A 25,195-nucleotide genomic window follows, 5' to 3' on the forward strand; every position below is an offset into this window, starting at 1 on the left:
GCAGAGTGACGAGAGGCTCATGGCACGCCGCCCGGCAGGCAGCAATCGGATTGAACCGGCGTTTGGCCCTGCCAGCGGCGATCTTTACGATGTGCGCCCGGGAACCGGTGACGTTTCGGCAGAGCGCCCGGCCAGGCGGCCCCGGCGCCCGCGCGCTGACGACAGCGACGCCTCCGCCCCCCGCCGCAAGCGCCCCGCAAAGGCAGGCGGCAAGGGCAAGGCCAAAAAGAAGGCCCGGCGCAGCCGCGCCCGCTCGTCCAATCCGCTGTTCTGGCTGATCCGCAAGCTGTTCTACTGGGGCTTCGTCCTGTCCATCTGGGGCGGTATCGCCGCCACCGGCGTGGTCGTCTATTACGCGGCCCATCTGCCGCCCACCTCCGAATGGAAGGTTCCGGCCCGCCCGCCCAATGTGAAGATCGTCGCCACCACCGGCGAGCTTCTGGCCAACCGGGGCGACACGGGCGGCGAGGCCGTGCGGCTGGAGCAGCTTCCCGCCTATCTGCCGCAGGCGGTGATTGCCATCGAGGACCGGCGGTTCGAAGACCATTTCGGGCTGGACCCGATCGGTCTGGTTCGCGCCTTCACCGTCAATTTCACCTCCGGCAATCTGGTGCAGGGCGGCTCGACGCTGACCCAGCAGCTAGCCAAGAACCTGTTTCTCGAGCCTGACCGCACCCTGAAGCGCAAGGTGCAGGAAGTGGTGCTGGCGCTGTGGCTGGAAGCCAAATACTCCAAGGACGAGATCCTGGAGATGTATCTCAACCGCGTCTATCTGGGTGCCGGCGCCTATGGGGTGGATGCGGCCGCGCGGCGCTATTTCGGCAAGTCGGCGCGGCTGGTCACCCTGCAGGAAGCCGCCGTTCTGGCGGGCCTGCTGAAGGCGCCCAGCCGCTATGCCCCCACGCGCAATCCCGAGCTGGCCTATGAGCGCTCCAAGGTGGTTCTGGCCGCCATGCGCGATGCCGGCTTCATTGATGCGGCGACCGCCCGGACCGCCATGAGCGAGCCCGCCCGGGTGGTCAGCGACAGGAACACCGCCAGCGCCAATTATGTGGCGGACTGGGTGATGGACCTGCTGCCGCAGTTTGCCGGATCCATCGACAGCGACATTATCGTCGACACCACCATTGATCCGGCCATGCAGCTGGCAGCGGAATCCGCACTTGTTGGCGCGTTGAACACCCATGGCCGGGAGCTCGGCGTCTCCCAGGGCGCCATCGTCATCATGGACACGGCTGGGGCCGTGCGGGCGATGGTCGGCGGCCGGAATTATCAGAAGAGCCAGTTCAACCGCGCCACCAACGCCCGCCGCCAGCCGGGCTCCGCCTTCAAGCCCTTTGTCTATCTGGCGGCACTGGAGAGCGGCATGACGCCGGACACGATCCGCCGGGATGAGCCTTTCTCCCTCAAGGGCTGGCGGCCGCAGAACTACACCAAGCAATATTACGGCGATGTCACGCTGACCGACGCGCTGGCCATGTCCCTCAACACGGTGGCTGCGCGGCTGGCGGTGGAAACGGGTCCGGCAAAGGTGGTGAAGGTGGCGCAGAAGCTGGGCATCCGCTCGCAACTGGCAGCCAATCCTTCGCTGGCGCTGGGCACATCGGAGGTGACGCCGCTGGAGATTACCGCCGCCTACGTGCCCTTTTCCAACGGCGGCTACGGGGTTGTGCCGCATGTGATCCGCCGCATCCGAACGGTGGAGGGCCGCACGCTCTATGCCCGGCAGGGGGATGGAACGGGCAAGGTGATCGACGGCCTGCGCCTTGCCCAGATGAACCACATGATGGCGCAGACGCTGGTCACCGGCACGGGCAAGAAGGCGATGCTGGCCGATCAGCGCCCGGCAGGCGGCAAGACCGGCACCAGTCAGGACTTCCGCGATGCCTGGTTTATCGGCTACACCGGCAACCTGACGGCCACCGTCTGGCTCGGCAATGACGACAACAGCCCGACGAAGAAGGCAACGGGCGGTTCGCTGCCGGCGGAGATCTGGAAGGCGGCGATGGACAAGGCGCATGCCGGTCTGCCCGTGGCGGGGCTTCCGGGTGTTGCCGAACAGCTGCCGCAGAATTACGGCCCCGTGCCCACCGACAATGCCCCCATTCCCCCGGCGGATGTGGGGGCCGATGGCCGGGTCATCCCGCCGCCGCCCTCCGAAGGCGGGCCGCTCGGCTTCATTGGAAGACTGTTCGGCGGCTGATCAGCCGAAGAGATGCAGCTTGCCGCCCTCGTCCTTCAGCCACTGGCGGGCTTTGGGCGTGTGGGGGGCAAGCTGGCGGCACAGCGCCCAAAACCGGTCCGAATGGTTCATTTCCCGCAGATGCGCCACCTCATGGGCGGCGACATAATCCAGGATCTCCGGCGGGGCGAGGATCAGCCGCCAGGAGAAGGACAGACGTCCGTTCGAGGCGCAGGAACCCCAGCGGCTGCGGGTGTCGCGCAGGGAAATGGCCGCGGCCTTCACCCCCAGCGTGGCCGTGTGGCGGGCCACTGCTGCTTCGATATCGGCCCGCGCCTGCCGCTTCAGCCAGTCGGCGACCTTGCGGCCCGTATGTTCGGCAGCGCCAGGCACGCTGAGCACCGCATGGCCGTCTGCATCAAGCTCCGCCGTCACCAGCCCGCGCAGGCGGCCGGAAGGCTCGATCCGGTGCAGGACGCCCCGGACGGGAACAACCGACCCGGCGGTGAAGGGCGTTGTCTGCGGCAGGGCCGCGAGCTTTTCCTCCAGCCAGCCGGCGTGTTTTTCGGCAAAGCGCTGGGCGGTGGAGAGCGAACCGCCCTTGGGGATGGTCAGCACCGGGCCGGACTGGTCATGCGGCAGGCGCAGCAGATAGCGCCGCGCGCGCGGATCAGGCCGCAGGCGCACGGCAATCTCGCCGCCGCTCAGCGGCAGCACGATGTGGTCCGGAAAAACAGGCCGCCGCAGCCGTGAGAACATTCCGCTTCCCTGCAAGGCCCGCAGACAGGCGCCGCGGGAGGTGATTCGAACGTATCAGAGGGTATCCGGTTTTGCAGGCGGGGGGAGTGGCTTGAGGGGCAGCGGAAACCAAGCCCTGCAAAACGGCGAAAGCGGCGCAAGGTGCGCCGCTTCCCGCGTGGTGTGCCGTACCGGACCGGCCGGTCAGGCAGGGCCAGAGGCGCCGGAGCTGCGGCCACGGGCGGACATGAAGCGGTCGAACTCTTCCTGATCTTTGGCCCGGCGTAGTTCGCGCAGGAAAGTATCGAATTCGGCGCGCATGGCATCGAGCTTGGCACGCTCTTCTTCCAGGCGCTTCAGCTCGCGCTCCCGGTAGTCGTCAAAGGCCACATTGCCGGTCCGGCCAAAGCTTCCCGTGTTCATGGTGTTCACCGCGCTCTTGATCGGGCTTCTGTTCCACTGGTCACGCGCGTCCTGAAACAGCGTCTGGAAGCGGTCACCCCAAAGAATATAGGCAAGCATTGCCAGTCCGAGCGGCCAGAACAACACGAAGCCCAGCACCATCAGCGCGATGCTTGCCCCGTTCCAGCCAGGCCTCAACACAGTGTTCCCAGTCATCGTCATCCCCTTTCGGATTTCAACAGACAAAGACGTGGGGGCGGCGGCCCGGCCTTTCAAGAACACCATGAAGTCCTGCGCCGGTTACACGGGGTTCCGGCCTGCCTGCGGAATTTGACGCAGAGGCAGAAGGATTTATTGAATCAACGGCTTGGACGAAAGGTTCGCCGTTTACCGGAGCCTGCAGCAGACATGAAAAAACCCGGCGCCGCCCTGATCACCCGCCGTAAAGCGGGCGTTTCGGGATGCGGGGCCGGGTCTGATCCCTGATCTGGTCTCAGGCCGTGTCTCAGGCGACCGTTTCAGCCAGCTTGCGGGCCTGTTCGATCCAGTTGTCACGGGCCATGCGGCCGCGGAAGTCCAGACGGTCGTCCAGCGCCTCGATCTGTGCGTCCGTCAGGCCTGCGATCTGCCAGAAGTGGAAGATGCCCGCTTCATTCAGGGCCTTTTCCAACTTGGGGCCGACGCCGGTGATGGCCTTGAGATTGTCGGCAACGCCCTGCGGCTTGGCCAGCAGGATCTCGGCCAGCGGATCGGCCTTTGCAGCCACAGCAGCCTTCGGCTCAGGCTTGGCGGCGGCGGCAGCCGCCTCCGCCTTGGGCGCCGGTGCAGCTTCGGCCCTGGGAGCTTCGGCCACAGGCTTTTTCACCTCGGCCGGAGCGGCCGGCTTGGCGGCAGAAGCCTTCTTCAGGCGGTCGCGGTTGGCCTGGGAATGGGTCAGGATGAAGTCGATCATGCGCGGGGCAATTTCGGCGCGGAAGCGCGAGCCGTTGAACACGCCGTAATGGCCCACATTCGGCTGCTCGTAATGCACCTTCATGTCGTCCGGCAGGCTGGTGCAGAGCGTATGTGCGGCACGGGTCTGGCCACGGCCGGTGATGTCGTCCTTCTCGCCCTCGATGGTCAGCAGCGCCGTGTTGCGGATGGCGCCGCAATCCACCAGTGTATCGCCGTGCTTCATCTTGCCCAGCGGCAGGGAGTGCTCGATGAACACGGTCTCCACCGTCTGCAGATAGAACTCGGCCGTCAGGTCCATCACCGCCAGATATTCGTCGTAGAATTCGCGGTGCTTCTCGGCGCTGTCACCGTCACCCTTGACGAGATGCTTGAAGAAGTCCCGGTGGGCGATGACGTGCCGGTCGAGGTTCATGCTCATGAAGCCCGAAAGCTGCAGGAAGCCCGGATAGACGTAGCGCATCATGCCCGGATGCGGGAACGGCACCTGCATGATGACGTTGCGCTTGAACCAGTTGATGCCCTTGGACATGGCCAGATCATTGACGGCAGTCGGCGCGACGCGGGTGTCGATCGGCCCGCCCATCAGCGTCATGGTCGAGGGCGAATAGGGGTCGTTGCGCGCTTCCATCACGGCGACAGCCGCCAGCACCGGCACGGACGGCTGGCACACGGCCACCACATGGGTGTCCGGCCCGAGGAAGTGCAGCATGGAGATGACGTAATCGATGTAGTCATCCAGATCGAACTTGCCGTCCGAGAGCGGCACCATGCGGGCGTCGATCCAGTCGGTGATGTAGACATCGGCGCGCGGCAGCATGGCTTCCACCGTGCCGCGCAGCAGCGTGGCATAGTGGCCGGACATGGGCGCCACGATCAGGATCTTCGGGTCATTGCGGCGCTGGGGGGTGCCGCGCTCGAAATGCAGGAGGTCGCAGAAGGGGCGGCGCCAGACCACGCGCTCGCTCACCGGCACCTTCATGCCGCCAATGGTGGTTTCCGGCAGACCGAATTCCGGCTTGCCATAGCGCCGCGTCGTGCGCTCCAGCACTTCGCAGGCCGCCGCAACCTGGCGCCCGAGCTGCGTGTGGCTCATCGGGTTGAACGGGTTCTGGAAATAGAGCCGTGTTGCGTCCGCTGCGGCACGCACCGGGCCCATGGCGGCATGGTTGATCTCGTAGAGATGATAGAAGGGCAACACTTCTGATCCTTCGTCGCTGGCCCGGCGAACACGCGCTGTCTCACCCGCGTATATCAAGCCCGGCTTCTGGCATTGCAGCAGAATAGGCTGATATTGCCCTCTGCATCAATAGCCCGATTGTGAACAGCCTGACACCAACAGATTGACAGCCCGTGAAGCCAGTTGAGGACCTTGTATCATACGAAAGACTATTTGCTGCACCGCTGTTGTCGCAGTGCAGCATGAAAATAGAGGGAAATCCTATTTTGCTTAAGGACTTATTGCCCGCGAGTTGAAGCCCCCGGCGGGGCTGTCCTGACGGCAGGCGCGGGGCCTTACGCCGCCAGATCCGCCACAACTGCGTCGAGCACGAAAAAGCCGTCGCGGGTGGCGCGGACACGGGTTTCGTCCAGCTTCTCGACCATGCCGTGCTCCAGCAGGTCGTTGAGGCGGCGCGGGTCGATGGAGCGGCCGGACAGCCGCTCGTAGCGGCGCATGTCGACGCCCTCGATCAGCCGCAGGCCCATCAGCAGATATTCATCGCCCTGCTCTTCGTCACTCAGCGGCAGGTCTTCCACCATGCCGTGGCCACGCTCCTCCACATGGGCAAGCCATGTTTCCGGGTGGCGCTCGATGGCGGTGGCGCGCTTGGTGGCGCCCAGCGACAGGCGGCCATGGGCACCCGGCCCGACGCCCACATAATCGCCGTAGCGCCAGTAGACGAGGTTGTGGCGGCATTCCGCGCCCGGGCGGGCGTGGTTGGAGACCTCATAGGCCGGAAGGCCGAGATCGGCGGTCAGATCCTGCGTCAGCTCGTAGAATTCGGCGCCCAGATCCGGGTCCGGTACGATCAGCTTGCCCGCCTGATAGAGGTTGAAGAAGGGCGTGCCTTCCTCAATGGTCAGCTGATAGAGCGACAGGTGATCGGCGGCGAGCTTCACAGCTTGACGCAGTTCCGCCTCCCAGCCGGTCACCGTCTGGCCGGGCCGGGCATAGATGAGGTCGAAGGACAGGCGCGGGAAGGTTTCGCGGGCAATCTCGATGGCCTGCAGCGCTCCGGCCACGTCATGCAGACGGCCCAGCTGGCGCAGGTCCTGATCATTGAGCGCCTGTACGCCCAGCGACACCCGGTTGACGCCGGCCGCCCGGTAGCCCCGGAAACGTTCCGCCTCGACGCTGGAGGGGTTTGCCTCCAGCGAGATTTCCACGTCCGTATCAATCGCCCAGTGCCGGGCAATCGCCTCCAGAATGCGCTCCACCGTGCGCGGCAGCATCAGCGATGGTGTGCCGCCGCCGAAGAAGATCGACTGCACCGACCGGTTCGGTGTCCAGGCAGCAAAATGCGCCAGCTCCCGCTCAAAGGCCGCGACAAAGCGGTCCTGATCGACCGGCTGGTGCCGGACGTGGGAATTGAAGTCGCAATAGGGGCACTTGGCCGCGCAAAAGGGCCAGTGCACATAGATGCCGAAGCCGCCGTCCGGGGTGGTGGTCATTCTTGCTCCAGGCAGGCCTTCGAAAAGGTCACAAAGGCGCGGGCGCGATGCGACAGGGCGGGTGTGGTGGCCGACCAGCCATGTTTTTCCGCCGAGGTCATCTCGCCGAAGGTGCGCTCGTGGCCATCGGGCTGGAACATCGGGTCATAGCCGAAGCCCTGCAGCCCGCGCGGCGGCCACACGATCTGGCCTTCCACGTCGCCCCGGAAGAACTCCACATGGCCATCGGGCCAGGCAAGGCACAGCACGGCGACGAAGGACCCGCGCCGGGCTTCCGCCGTCACGGCACCGGCCTGCTGCAGCTTTTCTTCCACATTGCGCATGGCCATGGAGAAATCCTTCTCCGGCCCGGCCCAGCGGGCGGAATAGATGCCGGGATCGCCATTGAGGGCGGCCACGCAGAAGCCGCTGTCATCGGCCAGTGACGGCAGGCCGGAGGCTTCTGCCGCTGCACGGGCCTTCAGCTCCGCATTGGCCTCGAAGGTGGTGCCGGTTTCTTCCGGTTCCGGCAGGTCCAGCTCGCCGGCCGAAACCACATCGAAGCCATAGGGGCCCAGCAGCTCGCGGATTTCGCGCAGCTTTCCGGCGTTGTGGGTGGCCACGACCAGACGGCCGGGCTCCAGCTTGCGGTGTGCCATGGGGTGCCTCACAGGATGGACATTTTCTGCAGGTCGATCAGGCGGCCGATGCCGCTGCGGGCGAGATCCAGCAGGGCCTTGAACTCTTCCTCGGAGAAGGGTGCGCCTTCCGCCGTGCCCTGGATCTCGACAATGCCGCCAGTGCCGGTCAGCACGAAGTTGGCGTCGGTCTCGGCAGCCGAATCTTCCTCATAATCGAGGTCCAGCACCGGGTTGCCCTTGTAGATGCCGCAGGAAATGGCGGCCACATGGTCCTTCAGCACCGGCTTCTTGACGATCTCGCGGGCGCGCATCCATTCGATGCAGTCATGCAGGGCCACCCATGCGCCGGTGATGGCGGCGGTGCGGGTGCCGCCGTCGGCCTGGATCACGTCGCAGTCGATGGAGATCTGGTTCTCGCCGAGGGCTTCCAGATCGACCACGGCGCGCAGCGAGCGGCCGATGAGGCGCTGGATTTCCTGCGTGCGGCCGGACTGCTTGCCGGAGGAGGCCTCGCGGCGCATGCGCGTGCCGGTGGCGCGCGGCAGCATGCCGTATTCGGCCGTCACCCAGCCCTTGTTCTGGCCGCGCAGCCAGGAGGGGACGCGCTCTTCCAGGCTGGCGGTGCACAGGACGTGCGTGTCACCGAACTTCACCAGGCAGGAGCCTTCGGCGTGCTTGGACACACCACGCTCCAGAGTGACGGACCGCAGCTCACCGGCGGCGCGTTTGGACGGACGCATATCTGGCTCCTGACTTGAAAATGGCCGGTGCGGCGCACTGGCCCACAGATCTTTCCGCGCTTGTAGCCCTGAGACCCGAGAGCCGTAAAGGCCTGCTTGCACTCTGCGGCCATTTTGGTCCTATATCTTGCAGAAGAGCCGTGAATTGCCAGAAGCTGGCAGAGCACGAAACCCGGCAGAGGATGAGGTTGGATACGTGAGCCTGACCGATCTGGACAAGCGGTCCCGCGAGATTTTCCGCTCCATCGTCGAGACCTATCTGGACACCGGCGAGCCGGTCGGCTCGCGCAATGTGGCGCGCGGCCTCGGCATGTCGCTGTCACCGGCCTCCGTGCGCAACGTGATGGCCGATCTGGAACATCTGGGCCTGCTCTATTCCCCGCACACCAGTGCCGGGCGTCTGCCCACCGAAACGGGCCTGCGCTTCTTCATCGACGCGCTGCTGGAGGTGGGGGATCTTTCGCAGGAGGAGCGCGAGCGCATCGACGTGCAGGTGCGCGCCTCCAGCCACACCAAGGGCACGATGGAACATGTGCTGACGGAGGCGAGCCAGCTTCTGTCGGGGCTTTCCAGCGGGGCGGGCGTGGTGCTGACCCACAAGCAGGATGTGCGCCTGCGCCAGATTGAGTTCATCCGCATCGAGCCGCTGAAGGCCCTCGCCGTTCTGGTGGGGGAAGATGGCTCGGTGGAGAACCGCATCATCGACCTGCCCGCCGGCCTGCCGCAGTCGGCGCTGATCGAGGCGGGCAACTATCTCAATGCCCAGATCCAGGGCCGCACCCTGTCGGATGTGCGCCGCGAACTGGAGCGCCTGCGCGAGGCCAACCAGGCCGAACTGGACAGCCTGACCCAGAAGATCGTCGAGGCCGGCCTTGCGGTCTGGGCCGGGGAGGGCGGCGAAAGCGACACGCTGATCGTGCGCGGCCAGTCCAACCTGCTCACCGACGTGGATGTGGCGGAGGATCTGGAGCGGGTGCGCCTGCTGTTCGATGATCTTGAAAACAAGCGCGACCTCATCCAGCTGCTCGGCCTTGCCGAAAAGGGCGACGGGGTGCGCATCTTCATCGGCTCGGAAAACAAGCTGTTTTCGCTGTCCGGCTCGTCGCTGGTGGTCTCACCCTACCGGGACCGGGAGCAGCGCATCGTCGGCGTTCTGGGTGTCATCGGCCCCACCCGCCTCAACTATGCCCGTGTGATCCCGATGGTGGATTACACGGCCCGCCTCGTCAGCCGCATGCTCGGCTGACGGGCTTTTCAGACACAGACAGGATCCGTCATGTTTTCTCCCGCAGAGCTGGAGCGCTATGCCCGTCACATCGTGCTGAAGGAGGTGGGCGGGCCGGGCCAGCAGAAGCTGAAGGCCGCGCGCGTTCTCGTCATCGGTGCAGGCGGGCTCGGCGCGCCGGTGCTGCAATATCTTGCGGCGGCGGGTGTGGGCACGCTGGGCATCGCCGATGACGACACGGTGTCGCTCTCCAACCTGCAGCGGCAGGTGATCCATGACACGGAGCATCTGGGCGAGCCGAAGGTGTCAAGCGCGGCCGAAGCGATTGCCCGGCTCAACCCCAATGTGACCGTGGAGCCGCATCCGGTGCGGCTCGCGGGCCACAATGCCATGCAGCTGGTCCAGCGCTATGATCTCGTCATCGACGGATCAGACAATTTCGCCACCCGCTATCTGGTGTCCGATGCCTGTTTCTTTGCCCGCAAGCCGCTGGTGACGGCTGCCGTGGGGCGCTTCGACACCACCATCACGCTGCTGAAGCCCCATGAGACCGGTGAGGATGGCACGCCCAACCCGACCTACCGCTGCCTCTTCCCGAAGCGGCCGGCGGAGGGCCATCTGCCCACCTGCGCCGAGGCCGGCGTTCTGGGGGCGCTGACGGGCCTTGCGGGGACGCTGCAGGCGCTGGAGGCCATCAAGGAGATCACCGGCATCGGCACAGGCCTGACCGGGCGGCTGCTGATGATCGACACGCTCGCCATGCGCTTCGAGACCATCAACTACCGCCGCTCGCCCGCCAATCCGCTCAACGGTGACAATCCGAAGACCTGGGCGGAGCTGCTGGAAGAGGCGCACTGATTCTTGAAAAGCAAAGGCCGCAGCCCGGAGGGTCTGCGGCCTGAAGCCTTGCCGGAAATGGCTGTCCGGATCAGTTCGGAACCGGAGCCGCTTCCTGGTTCGCCATGTTCTGGCGGTAGAGCTGGGCGAAGTCGATCGGGTCCAGCATCAGCGGCGGGAAGCCCCCGTTGCGGGTCGCATCGGCCAGGATCTGGCGTGCAAACGGGAAGAGCATGCGCGGGCACTCGATCATGACGAAGGGGTGCAGGTGCTCGTTCGGCACGCCGTTGATGCGGAACAGGCCGCCATAGACCAGCTCCACGTTGAACATGACCATGTTCGGACGCTCGGCCTTGGCGCTCAGCGACAGGACCACATCGAAATGACCATCGGCGACCGGCTGGGCGCTGACGTTCACCGAGATGTCGAGCTTCGGCTGTTCGCCCTGCTGCAGCGAGCGCGGCGCGTTCGGGTTCTCGAAGGACAGGTCCTTGATGTACTGGGCCAGGATGCTGAGGCCCGGTGCTTCGCCGCCCTGTGCATCGCTGCCCTGCGCCGCGGCGCCACCTTCGTTGATGTCCGTCATCTGTCTCGTATCCGTCTTTCAGTTTCAGGCCCGGCAGAATGCTCCGGGCCATCAAGCGGCAAGCCGGTGCCCGCTCGTCGGTCGCAGAACACCATCTGGACTGGCTGGCTAGCACGCGAACACCTGTTCACACAAGAGGCCAGGGCATACAAGAGGTGAGGGCACACAAGAGGAGAGGACTTGCCACGGCACGGATTTCGGCTCAGTTAGAAGCCATGAGCAACCCAGTTGAATCCGGTTTCATCCTTTCCCACCGCAGGCTCAGCCTGGATACGCTGGTGCGCCTGCGCTGGCTGGCGGTTGCGGGCCAGACAGTGGCCCTGCTCGTGGTGCAACTGGGGCTGGGCTATCCGGTGCCTTCCGCTCCCGCCTTTGCGCTGGTCGCCTGTTCGGCCTGGCTCAATGTGTTCCTGAAGATCCGCTCGCCTTCCGCCAAACGCCTGCCGGACTGGGCGGCGGCCGGGCAGCTGGCCTATGACATCCTGCAGATGAGCGGCCTGCTGTTCCTGACCGGCGGCCTTGGCAATCCCTTCGCCTTCCTGCTGCTGGCGCCGGTGATGGTGTCGGCCACCGGCCTGTCGGGCCGCTTGACGCTGATGCTGGGCCTGCTGGTGACGGTCTGCGCCACGCTGCTGGCTTTCCTCCACCTGCCGCTGCCCTGGCCGGAGCCGCATGTCTTCTCGCTGCCGGATGTCTATTCGGTGGGCGTCTGGGTGGCACTTGTCTCCTCCCTCGCCTTCATGGCCGTCTATGCCTTCCGCGTGGCCGTGGAAGCGCGCCAGCTGGCTGATGCGCTGGCCGCCAGCGAGCTGGTTCTGGCGCGCGAGCAGCATCTCAATGCCCTCGATGGTCTTGCCGCCGCCGCCGCCCACGAGCTGGGCACGCCGCTGGCAACGATTTTCCTGACGGCCAAGGAGCTCTCGCGGGAATTTGATGAGGGGGATCCGCGCCGCGAGGATGTGGTGCTGATCCGCGCCCAGGCCGAGCGCTGCCGCGATATCCTGCGCCAGCTGACCACCCTGTCGAGCGACAAGGACCAGCTGTTCCAGCGCATGCCCATGTCGCAGCTGATCGAGGAAGTGGTGGAGCCGCACCGCGGCTTCGGCATCGACATCAAGGTGGGCTTTGCCGGCAAGGAGCCGGAGCCGGTGGGCGTGCGCAATCCGGCCATCCGCTATGGCCTCGGCAATCTCCTTGAAAACGCGGTGGATTTTGCCGCTTCCGCCGTTCAGGTGAAAACCTCCTGGGATCACCGGACCGTCCGGATCGAGATCCGCGATGACGGTCCCGGCTTTACCCCGGACGTTTTGTCGCGGATCGGCGAGCCCTACATCTCCTCCCGCGCCTCCCGTTCCCAGACCGGTGGAGGCCTCGGACTTGGCTTTTTCATTGCGAAAACCCTGCTGGAGCGGACCGGCGCGCGGCTCATGCTGGAGAACCGCCCGGCCCCCGAAACAGGGGCTGTCGTGCGTATTTCCTGGCCCCGCAGCAGCATTGAAGGCGCCACGGATATGGACCCGGCCGCGGTTTCTGGCCATATAAAGGACACTATTCACGAGCGAGGGGCTCCGTGAGCGGCCAGACACCATGCTGGCAGCGGAGCTGATCACGTCTGTAAATGCAGGACGGCACCCATGAGTGACACAGAGCTTCGCAAGATCGAGGCGGAAGACAAGAGTCTGCTGCTTGTTGATGACGACAAGGCCTTCAACCAGCGCCTTGCCCGCGCCATGGAAAAGCGCGGGTTCGAGGTGGAAACAGCGGAAAGCGTGCGTGAGGCTATCGCCAAGGTGGGGGCCCGTGCTCCGGCCTTTGCCGTGGTCGACATGCGCCTTGAAGATGGCAGCGGCCTTGACGTGATCGAGGCGATCCGCGAAAGCCGTCCCGACGCCCGCGCCGTCATCCTCACCGGCTACGGCAACATCGCCACGGCGGTGACGGCGGTGAAGCTCGGCGCCATCGATTATCTCTCCAAGCCCGCCGATGCGGATGAGGTTTTTGCCGCGCTGACCCGTGAAGGCGACGAGAAGGCCGTTCCGCCGGAAAACCCCATGTCCGCCGACCGCGTCCGCTGGGAGCATATCCAGCGCGTCTATGAAATGTGCGAGCGCAACGTCTCGGAAACGGCGCGCCGGCTCAACATGCACCGGCGCACGCTGCAGCGGATTCTGGCCAAGCGCGCCCCGCGCTGATGTGAGACCGTGCGGCGCATGAGCAATTTCAAGGCATGATGCGTCAGCATCCCGGAGCCTTGCTGTAAGCCGGGCCGCCAGCCTCGCACCAGATGCAATTGATAGCGCTGGGGCACTTCCGGCGCTTTGGGTGCGGGCCTCAAATGAGCAAAATCCCGCCCCAAGTGTTTGCGATATTGCCGTGAGTGGCCCGGCAAGGCTAAAAGCGGCTCGCGCCGGGCTTGTCCCGGACGGGTGCAAACGCATGAAGATGAGGGACGACATGGGGTGGATGTTCAGCGGCGGTGCCCGGGGTGCGACGGCCGGACTTCTGACGCTTCTGGCGGCCACGTTCCCTGCGCAGCCCGTCTTCGCCCAGAGCCTGCCGGAGCAGATCCGGGTGCAGGTCGTTCCGGCCGAGCCGGGCATCCGCTCCATTCTGGTCAACAAACGTTACCGCCCGATCATCTCCCGCGGCATTGAAGGCGCCGTGGTCGAGACTGTGACGGGCGCCGTCGATCCGTCCACGGTCGGCTGTCAGGTCGAGCTTGAAATCACGCTGGAGAACAGCCGCGTCCTGCGCGAGAGCGCCGATATCTGTGCTTCCGGTGGCGCGGTGACGGTGGATGTGAAGCGGGAGGTTGGCGGCCGTCCGCGCGTCGTCGGCGGTGCCGGTGTCACTCCAGCGCCGGCCAGCCCCTCGGGCTCGTCCTCCTCCTCGCAGCCCGCTCAGAGCCAGAGCACGCAGACCCCGGCCGCAACGGCTCCGGCGGCGCAGGCGCCTCAGACACAGCCGCAGACACAAACCCAGCCTCAGCCGCAGGTCCAGACGCCGCCGCAAACGCAGGCCCAGCCGCAAACCCAGAGTGAGTCCCGGCCGCAAGTTCAGGCTCCCGTTCAGCAGAGCCAGCCGGCACCGCTGCCGCCGCTGGATAGCCCCGTCCAGCCGGCCGCGCCGGTGGAGCGGGAATGGACGGTCACCGGCACCGAGCTTGGCTCGACCCAGGCTCAGCTCGTGCATGGCTCGGCGCAAGGCGCGGATGCCGATTTCATTGCCCGCTGCACGCCGCAGTCCGGCTTCATTACCGTCAGCGTGCCCCAGACCGCCGCTCCGGTCTATCAGGGCAGCCCCGTCTCCGTGGCGCTGAAGTCGGAAGAGTTCTACACGGGCTATGATGCCACCGGCTCTGATGCGAACAACCCGCAAGGGCGCCCCCTGCCGGAGTTCACCGTGGCCGCCACCGATCCTGTCTGGGACGTGATGGCGCGCAAATCCGTGCTGGAGGTGATTGTCGAGGGGGCCGTCACGCCGGTGTCCCTGAAGGGCAGTGCCCGCTCGGTGCGCCTGTTTGCCGCCGCTTGCGCCTTGCCGGACCAGATCGTGGACCCCAACTCCAACCCGGCCATGGCGGGCGGCATGGGAGATCTGGCTTGCGCTGAACTTGGCGGGATCCGCTCGCTCGACGGCGGCTTCCGCGGCCGCATGCTGTTCCGCAACGCCCGGGGCGGACCCATTGATGTGTTCTGGATCGATTATTCCGGCATCCAGCAGTTCTATGCGCGCCTTGAGCCGGGGCAGGTGCTGGATCAGGAATCCATCATCTCCAATGCCTGGCTCGTCACGACCGATGTGGGCCAGTGCCTCGGCATTTACATCAGCCGCGAGCCGCAGCAGACCGTGGTGATCGGACAGTCGAATGCAGGCCCCATACCCGGTCAGCAAGGCCTGCCGCAGGGGGCCTTCACGCCCGCGCCGCCGGTGCAGCCCATGCAGCCGCAGGCTCCGGGCATGCTGCTGCCGCCCGCGCCCATCGGCAATGTCAGCACCACGAACTATGTCTGCACCGCCGGTATCGACCTGCAGGTCGTCTATGACACCGCCCGCGGCGTTGCCATGGTGACCGAGTTCGGGCAGGTCTCCGTCACGCTGCCGCGCGTCAATGGCGGGACAGGCTTCCGCTATGAATCAAACGGCTATGTCCTGCAGGGCCAGCGGGACAACGTCACCTGGTCCCGCCCGGGTCTTTACGACGTCTTCTGCGGGCGGGGGTGAGCTCAGCCAGGCCTTCTCCCGGATTTCAGATGCGCCGCAGGGCGACTTTTGAAATCCGGTGATTGGCATCCTTGGTCAGGATCAGATCGGCGCGCGGGCGCGTCGGCAGGATGTTTTCCTGCAAATTCAGCAGGTTGATGTTGGTCCAGATGGTCTTGGCCGTGGTCAGGGCTTCCTCATCCGTGATCCGCGAGTAGCGGTGGAAATAGGAGCCGGGATCGCGGAAGGCGGTCTCACGCAGGTGCATGAAGCGCTCCACGTACCAGGTCTCCAGAATATCCTCCGGCGCGTCGATATAGACCGAGAAGTCGAAGAAATCCGAGACGAAGGGCACGGCACGGCCATCCTTGGGCAGCTCCCGCGTCTGCAGCACATTCAGGCCCTCGACGATGAGGATATCCGGCTGGTCGATGGTGACCGAGTGGCCGGGCATCACATCGTAATAGAAGTGGGAATAGAGCGGCGCCCGCACGTTGCGCTTGCCCGCCTTGATGTCGGACAGGAAGGTCAGCAGGGCCGTGCGGTCAAAGCTCTCGGGAAAGCCCTTGCGCTGCATCAGGCCTTCGGCTTCCAGCACCGCATTGGGGAAGAGGAAGCCATCGGTGGTGACCAGATCCACCTTAGGGCTTGCCGGCCAGCGGGCGAGCAGGGCGCGCAGGATGCGCGAGGTGGTGGACTTGCCCACCGCCACGGAGCCTGCAACGCCGATGATGAAGGGCGTCTTGCTCTCCGCCACGCCGAGGAAGCGCTTGGTCGCCTGATGCAGGATCAGCGTGGCTTCGGCGTAATAGGCCAGAAGCCGCGACAGCGGCAGATAGATGCTCTCCACCTGCGCCATGGAAATGGGGTCGTTCAGGGCCCGCAGCTCGCTCACCTCGGCAGAGGTCAGCGTCATGGGCGTGTCGGCGCGCAGCCGCGACCATTCGTTTTCCGTGAAGACCCTGTACGGCGACAGGTCCATGGTTTCGGGGCGGATGACAGTCTGGTCCATGGGCGGCTCTGTCCCGGTTGTTCCAAGGGATTGCATGCGGGCCTTTCCGGTCCGGATGCTGTGTCTCAAGGCATCCGCGATGCCGGCGCATCACGCCTTGAAAGGCTCAGGCGCCGCACGGGCTTCAGCTTGCAGGCCGCGAGGCCTTTTCCTCAAGGCCGGTCTGCCCGGTGCGTGCGGCCAGTTCCGCCATGACCTCGTCAAGGCTCACACCGCAGACTTTCAGCACCACCATGAGGTGATACAGCAGATCCGCCGCCTCACCCTTGAGGCCATCCCTGTCGCCCTGCACGGCGGCAATCGCGGCCTCCACGGCTTCCTCGCCCAGTTTCTGGGCGCATTTGCCGATGCCCTTGCCCACCAGCTTGCGGGTGTAGGACATGTCGTCATCGCTTGCCGCACGGGCCGCTACGATGGCTTCCAGATCGGCCAGAGTGAATGCGGTCATCAGAGCAGTCTTTTCCCGTAACAGGTGAAACTTACACCGGATTTCGGCCGAAATCAGGTATCCATTCGCATAGGTATCCCAGCGGCAGCCATGTGGGTTTTTGCCTCACCGATGCTGTAGGTGCCGAAGTGGAAGATCGAGGCGGCCAGAACGGCCGTCGCATGGCCATCGCGCACGCCTTCGACGAGATGATCAAGCGTGCCGACGCCGCCCGAGGCAATCACCGGCACCGGCACCGCATCGGCAATCGCCCGCGTCAGGGCAATATTGTAGCCGGACTTGGTGCCGTCCCGGTCCATGGAGGTGACCAGCAGCTCGCCCGCGCCCAGCTCCACCACCTTCTGCGCAAATTCCACGGCATCGATGCCGGTGGCGTTGCGCCCGCCGTGGGTGAAGATCTCGAAGCGCGGTGCTTCACCTTCCGCATTCACCTGCTTGGCGTCGATGGAGACGACGATGCACTGGGCCCCGAATTTCTCGGCAGCCTCGCGCACGAAATCCGGATTGTTGACGGCCGCCGTGTTGATCGACACCTTGTCGGCCCCCGCGATCAGCAGCTTGCGGATATCCTCCACCGTGCGCACGCCGCCGCCGACGGTGACAGGCATGAAGCAGGCCTCCGCCGTGCGCCGCACCACGTCGAAGATCGTGTCCCGGCCCTCGTGGCTGGCGGTGATGTCGAGGAAGCACAGTTCATCGGCACCAGCGGCATCATAGGCCTTTGCCGCCTCCACCGGGTCTCCGGCATCCACCAGATCAACGAAGTTGACGCCCTTGACGACACGGCCGTCCTTGACGTCGAGACAGGGAATGATGCGGGCCTTGAGGGTCATGCGCGGGCCTTTGCAATTTCATGGCCACGCAGATATGGAATCTGAATGGCAGAGACGGACAGTTCTTACATCTTCTATGCGGACGAAAGCGGCGATCATTCGCTGACGTCCATCGACGTGAACTTTCCAGTTTTTGCCTTGTCGCTCTGCGGCTTCAAAAAATCAAGCTATTGCAGCCAGATCGTTCCCCGCTTCCAGCGGATCAAGTTCCACTACTTCGGCCATGATGCCGTCATTCTGCATGAGCACGAGATCAGAAAGCAGAAGGGCGACTTCAGGCTTTTCAACGATCAGAGGCTGCGCGAAAGCTTCCTGCAAGATGTGTCGGATTGCATCGAGGCTTCGTCCTTCCGGATCGCCGGATGCGTCATTCTGAAAAGTGAGCTGAAGCTGGATTTCTTTCCGGACAATCCCTACGCCATCGCCCTTGGGATCTGTCTCGTCAAAGTCCATCAGTTTCTGAAGGCAAAGCAGGAAACCGGCAAGCGGACGTTCTTCATCTTCGAGAAACGCGGGACTCGGGAGGATCAGGAGCTTGAACTGGCCTTCCGGCGCATCATTGCCGGAGACAACCAGATCCGGACGCCAATGCCTGGTTTCGAGGCGATTTTTCTCGACAAGAAATCCAATTCGATTGGCCTGCAGATTGCCGATCTGACCGCAAGGCCCATGGCCCTCAGCGTGTTCCGCAAGGATCAGCCGAACCGGGCTTTCGAGATTCTGTCCAGAAAGATGATCGGCGGCACCTCTCTGGGTGCGAAGGGGCGCGGAATCTTCGCCTGAAAAGCGAAAGGCCCCGGATTACTCCAGAGCCTGACGCCGACCGGGAACCCCCAATCCATTTGGTTCAAAGATAAGGGATTTTCAGATTTTGTCAAGCCTTTTCATAGACTTAAGCAAGAAGTCCCAACCCCTTCATCTGATTCAGCTTTCCCTTGCCGCCCGGATCAGGGCCATGGCTTCGGCCGGGTCGAGGCGGCCGTCGTAGAGGGCGCGGCCGGAGATGGCGCCTTCCAGGATGGCGGAGTCCGGCTGCAGCAGGCGCTTGATGTCCTCGATGGAGGCAAGACCCCCCGAGGCGATGACGGGAATGGACACGGCAGCGGCCAGTTCCAGGGTCGAGGGGATGTTGAGCCCCTTCAGCACGCCGTCCCGGTCGATATCCGTGTAGATGATGGCCGAAACGCCGGCATCCTCGAAGCGTCTGGCAAGGTCCACGGCGGTGAGTTCGGAGGTTTCCGCCCAGCCTTCCACCGCCACATGGCCACCCTTGGCGTCGATGCCGACAGCGACCTTGCCGGGGAACTTGCGGCAGGCCTCGCGCACCAGCTCCGGATCGCGCACGGCGACGGTGCCGAGAATGACGCGGGTGATGCCCTTGGCCAGCCAGCTTTCGATATGGGCGAGCGTGCGGATGCCGCCGCCCAGCTGCACCGGGTTTTTCGTTGCGCCGAGAATGGCTTCCACCGCCGCGCCGTTGACGCTTTCCCCGGCAAAGGCGCCGTTGAGGTCAACCACATGCAGATATTCGAAGCCCTGATCTTCAAAGGCCTTGGCTTGCGCCGCCGGATTGTCGTTGAACACGGTGGCCTGGTCCATGTCGCCCAGCTTCAGGCGCACGCACTGGCCGTCCTTGAGGTCGATGGCGGGAAAAAGGATCATGGCAATGTCTCTCTTGCGGCGCCTGCCGCGCTGTAATCGTGCTTCAGACGGGAAAACCGGGTCTCAGGGCTTCCAGTCAAGGAAGTTGGCAATGAGGCCAAGGCCAAGCCGCTGGCTCTTTTCCGGGTGAAACTGGGTGCCCACCATCGTGTCGCGCGCCACCATCGCGGTGAAGGTGCCGGCATAGTCGAAGGTGGCCAGCCGGTCTTCCGGGCGGGTGCAGGCGAAATGGAACGAATGAACGAAATAGGCATGCAGCCCGTCCGGCCCGGTATCCAGTCCCTTGAGCACGGGGTGCGTGTCAGGATGCACGCTGATCGTGTTCCAGCCCATGTGCGGGATCTTCAGCGAGGAATCTGCCGGCTTCATCGCCGTGACATCGCCGTCGATCCAGCCGAGGCCTTCCACCGTTTCGAATTCCAGCCCGCGCGAGGCCATCAGCTGCATGCCGACGCAGATGCCCATGAAGGGCTTGGCCTTGCGGCGCACGCTTTCCTCCAGCGCCTCGCGCATCCCCTCGACGGCCTCAAGCCCGCGGCGGCAATCGGCAAAGGCGCCGACGCCCGGCAGGACGATGCGGTCAGCCTTCAGCACCTGGTCCGGATCGGAGGTGACGATCACATCCGGCACCTTCGCATGGTCGCGGGCGGCGCGTTCGAAGGCCTTGGCAGCCGAGCGCAGGTTGCCCGAGCCATAGTCAATGATGGCGACAGTCATCTTGCACTTTCTCCTGTGAACCCCGAGCCGGCAAATCCGGAGCCGGACAGCGTCAGGCCGATCACCTGCTCACGGCCAAAGCGCGGCACGAAGCCCTGCGGCTGCGGGGCAGCCGGTGTGTCCACCGGGCGCGGGGCCGGGCGGTAGGCGTTGAAGAAGCGCAGCTCGGCCTCTTCTCTGTCCTGCCCCGTGACAACACCGGCGAAGATCCAGCCCTTGCGCTCCAGCGACCAGCGCCGCAGGTTGCCGCTTTCAAGGCCGATGAGAATGCCGGTCAGGAAGGCCAGCACGCCGGGGATCGACTGGCTGAAATTCTGCGCAATCAGCTCCAGCACCAGCGAAACGGTGAGATAGGCCAGAAACGGCAGCCACAGCCGGTGCACCAGCATCCAGATGCCGGTGAAGACCAGCGCCGGGGTGGAGAAGCCGTCGCGCACGAAAACCGCCCTTTGCGCCATGGCGGGCGTCAGTTCACGCCCCTCCGCCTCCGGCGGCAGCATGACCATATATGAGCTCATTGTCCTGCCTCCTCAGCCGCCCAGCTGGCCCTTGGTGGTGGGCACGCGGCCCGCCTGGCGCGGATCGATCTCGATGGCCTTGCGCAGCGAGCGTGCCACGGCCTTGAAACAGGTTTCCGCGATATGGTGGCAGTTGCTGCCATAGATGTTGGCAACATGCAGGGTGATGCCCGCATTCATGGCGAAGGCGCGGAAGAATTCCTCGAACAGTTCGGTGTCGAACTCGCCCACCTTGTCGCGGGAGAACTCCACCTGCCAGACGAGGAACGGCCGGCCGGACACATCCAGTGCGCAGCGCGTCAGTGCCTCGTCCATGGCCAGATGCGTGTCTGCATAGCGGGTGATGCCGGACATGGACCCCAGCGCCTGAGACAGCGCCTGCCCCAGCGCGATGCCGGTGTCCTCCACCGTGTGGTGGAAGTCGATATGGGTGTCGCCCTCGGCGCGCACCTTGATGTCGATCAGCGAATGGCGCGCAAGCTGTTCCAGCATATGGTCGAAGAAGCCGACCCCCGTCGCCACGTCATAGGCGCCGGTGCCATCGAGATTGATCTCGACGTCAATGCGGGTTTCCTTGGTGTTGCGCGAGATTGCCGCTGTGCGCATCTGTCATCCTTCCATCGGCCAGCCTGACTACCTGCCTGGCGAAACCGCGCCGTTTTAGCAGGCGGTGCCACGCATTGAAACACAAATGGGCAATCTGGCCAGAGACTTCTTTGCCAGATCATGGAGGCCGGGGAAACGCTGCGGTTCTGGCGTTGCCGCAGCTGGCCTGCTAGGAAGCGGCAACGCCTCACGCCCCGATGAAAGGAAATCCGGATGGCCGTCTCCAGCCGCTTTGCCCCCAAGTCCGCCACTCACCGCCTGATGCTGCCGCTGGATGTGCCCACGGTTGAGGAGGCGCGGGTGCTGATTGCGGCGACGAAGGGCGCCGTCGGGGTCTACAAGATCGGCATGGAGCTGCAGTTTGCAGGCGGGCTGAGGCTCGCCGAAGAGCTGGCGGGCGAGGGCATCGAGGTGTTCCTCGACGTGAAGCTGCTCGACATCGACAACACCATCGCCAGCGCCGTGCGCAACATTGCCCGCATGGGCGTGCGCTTCGTCACGCTGCATGCCTACCCCAAGACCATGCGCGCCGCCGTTGCCGCCCTGCAGGAAACGGATGCCAGGGATCTCTGCCTGCTCGGCGTCACGGTTCTGACCTCCATGGACGAGGAGGATCTGCTGGCGGCCGGTTATCGCGGCCCGGTGGCGGGCCTTGTCGAGGCGCGCGCCGGGGATGCACGGGCCGCCGGCATGGGCGGCATCGTCTGCTCGCCGCTGGAGGCGGGCCTTGTGCGCAAGGCTGTGGGCGGCGAGCTTGTGGTGGTGACGCCCGGCGTGCGGCCCGCCGGCAGTGACAAGGGCGATCAGAAGCGCGTGATGACGCCGGGCGATGCCATCCGCGCCGGGTCCGACTATCTCGTCATCGGCCGCCCCATCAGCCGCGCCGCCGCCCCCCGCCGCGCGGCAGAGGCCATCGCCGCGGAGATCGAAGCAGCGCTGTGAGGCGGGTCTGACCCCGATCCCTTGAACCGGGCTGCAAGCACGGAGGGAAGGCAACCCAAATGGCCGCAGTGCCCCTCTCCCCCCTTGAGGGGGAGGTGTCTGCGTCAGCAGACAGAGGGGGGTGGCAGCGCTTCAATACGGCAGGCTCTCTCTCATAAGCGGACAGTCCGTTACCCCCCTCTGCCCCCTGCCGGGGGCATCTCCCCCTCAAGGGGGGAGAGGAGTTGGAGCCTCACTGGCAGTCTGTCGTAAACGCTGCCCATCAAGAGAGGGGAATCGAGAGGCCTCATTCAGAGCGGTAACCCTCTGAAACTTCTTGTCTTCCCCGCACAAGGCAACGTTTGTGGCGTCTCCCGGCACAAGTCGGCAAACGCATACCGCCGTTTCAGCGCAAACACCCGCCCCTAAGCTGCTTTTCCGAACCGGTAGTAGGACATGGACAGGGTGCCGTATTCGTAGGTGCGGTGAAGCAGCTCGCCCTTGGCGCCCTTGCCGCCCGCGCCGAGCGCGAAGAACACGGGCAGAAGGTGCTCCTCCCTCGGATGCGCCATCCGGAAGCCGGGGGCGGCGTCGAGATCCGTGATCCGTTCCGCCTCGCCGGTGAGAAGCCCTTCATCCAGCCAGGCGTCAAAGGCCTTGGCCCAGTCCGGCGTGGGGCTGTTCTGCGGCATCAGCTGGCGCAGGTTATGGGTGGTGCTGCCTGTGGCGATGATCAGCACGCCGCTGTCCTGCAGCCCGCTCAGCGCCTCGCCCAGCTCCAGCAGCTCCTGCGGGCCGTAGCTCAATGGCAGGGAGAGGGCGACGACGGGAATATCCGCCTGCGGATAGGCGAGAGAGAGCGGCACCCAGGCGCCGTGATCCAGCCCCCAGCTGGGGTCGATCTGCGCCTCGATGCCTGCGGCACTCAGCTTGTCCATCACCTCGCCGGTCACATCTTCCGGGGCGCTGGCCGGATACTGGATCTCGAACAGGGCACGCGGAAAGCCGCCGAAATCATGGATGGTGCGCAGCGGGCCGGGGGCGGAAACCCGGAGGCCCTCCGTCTCCCAGTGGGGCGACAGCACGACGATGGCACGCGGGCGCGGCAGGCTGGGCCCCAGCGCCTTCAGAAACCGGTGCGCGGCGCTGTCCGCAATCGCCAGCATGGGCGAGCCATGGGCCAGAAACAGCGGTTCAAATCCTGTGGCAGACATGTGATCCCTCCAAAGGACACAGGGGTGTCGATCTTGGGTCTGAGAATAGGAATGTTTCCGCCGTGAATAAAGAGGCGTAAATGCGACGGATCGTTCACACAGGAGAAACAGAAGTCGTGCCCCCTGTCCGGCGCCCCGCCGCATGACCTGTTGACCGCAAGCCGCAAGGCTTGCGCTGGGCCGCCAATGCTGACAGCAAGAGGGCCGTATTTCCTTCAAGGAGAATTGCCATGCCCGTTCCTGCTTCCGTCACCGTTGAACTGCTGCGCCTTGAGCATGGCGCAGACCTGCCGCTGCCCGCCTATCAGAGCGCCGATGCGGCCGGGTTTGATCTGATGGCAGCGGTGAGCGAAGATCTGGTGCTGCAGCCGGGCAAGAGGGCGATGGTGCCGACCGGCCTTGCCATGGCCATCCCGCGCGGCTTCGAAGGCCAGGTCCGCCCCCGCTCCGGCCTTGCCGCCAAGAACGGCATCACGGTTCTCAACTCCCCCGGCACGGTGGATGCGGATTATCGCGGCGAGGTGAAGGTCATCCTGATCAACCACGGCGACGAGCCCTTCACCATCACCCGCGGGTTGCGCATCGCCCAGATGATCATCGCCCCGGCCATGCAAGCCACCCTGACCGAAGTCACCACCCTCGACGCCACCCAGCGCGGCGCTGGCGGGTTTGGGTCGACTGGGGTGGGGTGATTGGGTTTTTGCAGGGCGGGGGAAGGGCGTCGGTTTGGGAGAAGACAAGTATTTTCGAGGTCTCTTCTTTTAGCCCAGAGTTATCATACCCCCCAATCTCAACAGGACTCTGCAGTAGAATTCACGCAGCCGTTCAGTCGCTGTAGCATGCTCCCGGTCGTTGCAGCGGCTGGCCATACTGCCTGCGGGCCAGAGGCTGCTGATAGTTGGTGTCGGGAAGCAGCCGAAAAGAGCGATCAAGCACCTCAGCGGAAAACTTGGTCACCGCCTTACTCATGATGCTACATCCTGTTCAAAAGTTGGAGCCTTCGCCAAACCCGGTGCGGTTCCAGACACCGTCTTGATACAAACCGGGCTTCTTGAGGCGCGCAACATTGCTATAGACTGGTTGGCTAGAGGTAGCATTTAAGGAAATAGGGCAATTCGATGCATCATTTCGCGCTTGGCTCTGTCGACTTCAATCTTTTGAAGGTGCTGTATGCGCTGGCACTGAAAGGTAACATGACAGAAGCAGGCGCGTTTATAGGGCTATCGCAGCCCGCTGTTAGCCATGCCCTAAAGAGATTGCGAGCGATCACAGGTGATGACCTGTTTGTCAGGACGCCTGCGGGTTTCGTGATGACAAGGTTCTGTGCTGACATTTTTCCGAGCGTTCGCAGGATTATTGAAGATACCGAAGCGGTTATGTTTTCCAGACGGAAATTTGACCCTGAGCATTCCGCGAAAACCTTCAGGATCGGTATGAATGATTATTTCTCTGTCGTTCTTATGCCGTTGCTCTTGGAGCGGCTGCAAGCTCAGTCGAGAAAAAGTGTCGTTGAGGTAATACATATGCCCAGGACTGTTCTTTCGAATAGAAGAAGTTATCTGACCTTGGTTCAAAATTACCTTGATGAGGGAACAATTGATGTCGCAGTTATGACGGCAGACAATTTGCCGTCACAGTATCGTTGCGCACCGCTCTTTACAGAAAGCCGGGTCTGTATCATGTCCGCTGGCAATCCGGCGGCAGCTTCGCCTCTTTCGCTGGACGCACTCCTTGATCTTGGTCATGTCAAGGTAACGTCATCTCCAGACCGGCGTGGCTGGGTTGACGAACGTCTGGATGCCATTGGCCGTCAACGGCGCATAGTGGCAGTTGTACCGCACTTTTCGGCGGCTGTCGCCGTTGTGTCACGCAGCGACTTGGTTGCAATCATGCCTGAAAGTGTGGCCCGTCTGTTTGAGAAATCGCACAACTTGCTCCTTTTTGATTCCCCATTCGGAGACGAGAAGCAGTCGACGAGCATGATCTGGCTTGCCGAAAACGAACGTGATCCGGCAAGCCAATGGCTCCGGTCGCAGATCTCCTCGTGCTTTTCGGATCCGAGGATCGGATCCGCCAGCGCAATGGAACGCAATGCTACCACATGAGA

At 64.2% G+C, this 25,195-nt stretch carries 25 protein-coding genes; 10 read left to right on the forward strand and 15 right to left on the reverse strand.

Annotation, left to right across the window (positions count from 1 at the left end; translation table 11 throughout):
• Positions 1-19: 19 nt before the first annotated feature.
• Positions 20-2,203, forward strand: a complete 2,184-nt coding sequence (locus tag IF10I1_RS19370; protein WP_186391451.1) for a transglycosylase domain-containing protein — start codon at positions 20-22, stop codon at positions 2,201-2,203.
• Here IF10I1_RS19370 and IF10I1_RS19375 read toward each other — a convergent pair whose 3' ends face one another.
• The 6 genes from IF10I1_RS19375 to rph all read right to left on the reverse strand — a co-directional run bounded on the left by IF10I1_RS19375 (position 2,204) and on the right by rph (position 8,306).
• Positions 2,204-2,941 carry a M48 family metallopeptidase gene (locus tag IF10I1_RS19375; protein ID WP_186391452.1) on the reverse strand — a complete coding sequence of 246 codons (738 nt, stop codon included), beginning with the start codon at positions 2,939-2,941 and terminating at the stop codon, positions 2,204-2,206.
• A gap of 183 nt (positions 2,942-3,124) precedes the next feature.
• Positions 3,125-3,538, reverse strand: coding sequence for a DUF2852 domain-containing protein (locus IF10I1_RS19380; RefSeq protein WP_094462865.1), 414 nt, complete (start codon positions 3,536-3,538; stop codon positions 3,125-3,127).
• Between the two features lie 289 nt (positions 3,539-3,827).
• Positions 3,828-5,432: a polyhydroxyalkanoate depolymerase gene (gene phaZ / locus IF10I1_RS19385; RefSeq protein ID WP_208977104.1), complete on the reverse strand. Its 1,605-nt coding sequence runs from the start codon at positions 5,430-5,432 to the stop codon at positions 3,828-3,830.
• Between the two features lie 356 nt (positions 5,433-5,788).
• Complete coding sequence (hemW, locus tag IF10I1_RS19390) at positions 5,789-6,946, reverse strand: radical SAM family heme chaperone HemW (RefSeq protein WP_050473569.1); 1,158 nt, start codon at positions 6,944-6,946, stop codon at positions 5,789-5,791.
• A complete protein-coding gene (gene rdgB, locus IF10I1_RS19395) occupies positions 6,943-7,584 on the reverse strand; it encodes an RdgB/HAM1 family non-canonical purine NTP pyrophosphatase (protein WP_186391454.1) in 642 nt (213 codons plus the stop codon). The genes hemW and rdgB overlap by 4 nt, the downstream gene beginning before the upstream one ends.
• Before the next feature lie 8 nt (positions 7,585-7,592).
• Entirely contained in the window at positions 7,593-8,306 is a 714-nt protein-coding gene (rph, locus tag IF10I1_RS19400; RefSeq protein WP_122522363.1) for a ribonuclease PH, read from the reverse strand.
• A 196-nt stretch (positions 8,307-8,502) separates the two neighbouring features.
• Between rph and hrcA the strand changes: the two genes are divergently transcribed.
• Both hrcA and IF10I1_RS19410 read left to right on the forward strand, forming a co-directional pair.
• On the forward strand, positions 8,503-9,552 hold the full coding sequence (gene hrcA / locus IF10I1_RS19405; protein WP_186391455.1) for a heat-inducible transcriptional repressor HrcA: 1,050 nt from the start codon (positions 8,503-8,505) through the stop codon (positions 9,550-9,552).
• A 30-nt stretch (positions 9,553-9,582) separates the two neighbouring features.
• Complete coding sequence (locus IF10I1_RS19410) at positions 9,583-10,389, forward strand: molybdopterin-synthase adenylyltransferase MoeB (protein WP_186391456.1); 807 nt, start codon at positions 9,583-9,585, stop codon at positions 10,387-10,389.
• A 70-nt stretch (positions 10,390-10,459) separates the two neighbouring features.
• Here IF10I1_RS19410 and secB read toward each other — a convergent pair whose 3' ends face one another.
• On the reverse strand, positions 10,460-10,954 hold the full coding sequence (gene secB / locus IF10I1_RS19415; RefSeq protein WP_050473564.1) for a protein-export chaperone SecB: 495 nt from the start codon (positions 10,952-10,954) through the stop codon (positions 10,460-10,462).
• Between the two features lie 215 nt (positions 10,955-11,169).
• On the opposite strand from secB, the gene IF10I1_RS19420 reads away from it, so the two are divergent.
• The 3 genes from IF10I1_RS19420 to IF10I1_RS19430 all read left to right on the forward strand — a co-directional run bounded on the left by IF10I1_RS19420 (position 11,170) and on the right by IF10I1_RS19430 (position 15,178).
• Complete coding sequence (locus IF10I1_RS19420; protein ID WP_058898195.1) at positions 11,170-12,528, forward strand: ActS/PrrB/RegB family redox-sensitive histidine kinase; 1,359 nt, start codon at positions 11,170-11,172, stop codon at positions 12,526-12,528.
• A gap of 60 nt (positions 12,529-12,588) precedes the next feature.
• Positions 12,589-13,146 carry an ActR/PrrA/RegA family redox response regulator transcription factor gene (locus tag IF10I1_RS19425; protein ID WP_050473562.1) on the forward strand — a complete coding sequence of 186 codons (558 nt, stop codon included), beginning with the start codon at positions 12,589-12,591 and terminating at the stop codon, positions 13,144-13,146.
• A 244-nt stretch (positions 13,147-13,390) separates the two neighbouring features.
• On the forward strand, positions 13,391-15,178 hold the full coding sequence (locus IF10I1_RS19430; RefSeq protein WP_186391457.1) for a hypothetical protein: 1,788 nt from the start codon (positions 13,391-13,393) through the stop codon (positions 15,176-15,178).
• 25 nt (positions 15,179-15,203) lie between these two features.
• Here the strand turns inward: IF10I1_RS19430 and coaA are convergent, their stop codons facing one another.
• The 3 genes from coaA to hisF form a co-directional block, all read right to left on the reverse strand.
• Positions 15,204-16,169 (reverse strand): type I pantothenate kinase, encoded by a 966-nt coding sequence (coaA, locus tag IF10I1_RS19435; RefSeq protein ID WP_050473560.1) that lies wholly within the window; start codon positions 16,167-16,169, stop codon positions 15,204-15,206.
• Between the two features lie 124 nt (positions 16,170-16,293).
• A complete protein-coding gene (locus IF10I1_RS19440; protein ID WP_050473559.1) occupies positions 16,294-16,617 on the reverse strand; it encodes a phosphoribosyl-ATP diphosphatase in 324 nt (107 codons plus the stop codon).
• A gap of 53 nt (positions 16,618-16,670) precedes the next feature.
• Positions 16,671-17,450 (reverse strand): imidazole glycerol phosphate synthase subunit HisF, encoded by a 780-nt coding sequence (gene hisF / locus IF10I1_RS19445; protein ID WP_094462662.1) that lies wholly within the window; start codon positions 17,448-17,450, stop codon positions 16,671-16,673.
• 45 nt (positions 17,451-17,495) lie between these two features.
• On the opposite strand from hisF, the gene IF10I1_RS19450 reads away from it, so the two are divergent.
• A complete protein-coding gene (locus IF10I1_RS19450; protein ID WP_186391458.1) occupies positions 17,496-18,233 on the forward strand; it encodes a DUF3800 domain-containing protein in 738 nt (245 codons plus the stop codon).
• A 141-nt stretch (positions 18,234-18,374) separates the two neighbouring features.
• Here the strand turns inward: IF10I1_RS19450 and hisA are convergent, their stop codons facing one another.
• From hisA to hisB, 4 genes are all read right to left on the reverse strand, one after another.
• On the reverse strand, positions 18,375-19,112 hold the full coding sequence (gene hisA / locus IF10I1_RS19455) for a 1-(5-phosphoribosyl)-5-[(5-phosphoribosylamino)methylideneamino]imidazole-4-carboxamide isomerase (protein ID WP_186391459.1): 738 nt from the start codon (positions 19,110-19,112) through the stop codon (positions 18,375-18,377).
• A gap of 63 nt (positions 19,113-19,175) precedes the next feature.
• Positions 19,176-19,829, reverse strand: a complete 654-nt coding sequence (gene hisH / locus IF10I1_RS19460; protein WP_186391460.1) for an imidazole glycerol phosphate synthase subunit HisH — start codon at positions 19,827-19,829, stop codon at positions 19,176-19,178.
• A complete protein-coding gene (locus IF10I1_RS19465) occupies positions 19,826-20,347 on the reverse strand; it encodes a DUF2628 domain-containing protein (protein ID WP_186391461.1) in 522 nt (173 codons plus the stop codon). Before IF10I1_RS19465 ends, hisH begins: the two co-directional genes overlap by 4 nt.
• A gap of 12 nt (positions 20,348-20,359) precedes the next feature.
• Positions 20,360-20,953: an imidazoleglycerol-phosphate dehydratase HisB gene (gene hisB / locus IF10I1_RS19470; RefSeq protein ID WP_094462666.1), complete on the reverse strand. Its 594-nt coding sequence runs from the start codon at positions 20,951-20,953 to the stop codon at positions 20,360-20,362.
• Between the two features lie 213 nt (positions 20,954-21,166).
• On the opposite strand from hisB, the gene pyrF reads away from it, so the two are divergent.
• Positions 21,167-21,895, forward strand: a complete 729-nt coding sequence (gene pyrF / locus IF10I1_RS19475) for an orotidine-5'-phosphate decarboxylase (protein WP_186391462.1) — start codon at positions 21,167-21,169, stop codon at positions 21,893-21,895.
• A gap of 404 nt (positions 21,896-22,299) precedes the next feature.
• Here pyrF and IF10I1_RS19480 read toward each other — a convergent pair whose 3' ends face one another.
• Positions 22,300-23,088: a dioxygenase gene (locus tag IF10I1_RS19480; protein ID WP_186391463.1), complete on the reverse strand. Its 789-nt coding sequence runs from the start codon at positions 23,086-23,088 to the stop codon at positions 22,300-22,302.
• A 230-nt stretch (positions 23,089-23,318) separates the two neighbouring features.
• Here IF10I1_RS19480 and dut point away from each other — a divergent pair, with 230 nt between their 5' ends.
• Positions 23,319-23,780, forward strand: coding sequence for a dUTP diphosphatase (gene dut / locus IF10I1_RS19485; protein WP_186391464.1), 462 nt, complete (start codon positions 23,319-23,321; stop codon positions 23,778-23,780).
• Between the two features lie 426 nt (positions 23,781-24,206).
• On the forward strand, positions 24,207-25,193 hold the full coding sequence (locus tag IF10I1_RS19490; protein ID WP_186391465.1) for a LysR family transcriptional regulator: 987 nt from the start codon (positions 24,207-24,209) through the stop codon (positions 25,191-25,193).
• The last annotated feature ends 2 nt before the right edge of the window (positions 25,194-25,195 follow it).

The organism is Pannonibacter sp. I15F10I1 (genome assembly GCF_900185665.1).
Lineage (GTDB): Bacteria > Pseudomonadota > Alphaproteobacteria > Rhizobiales > Stappiaceae > Pannonibacter > Pannonibacter indicus.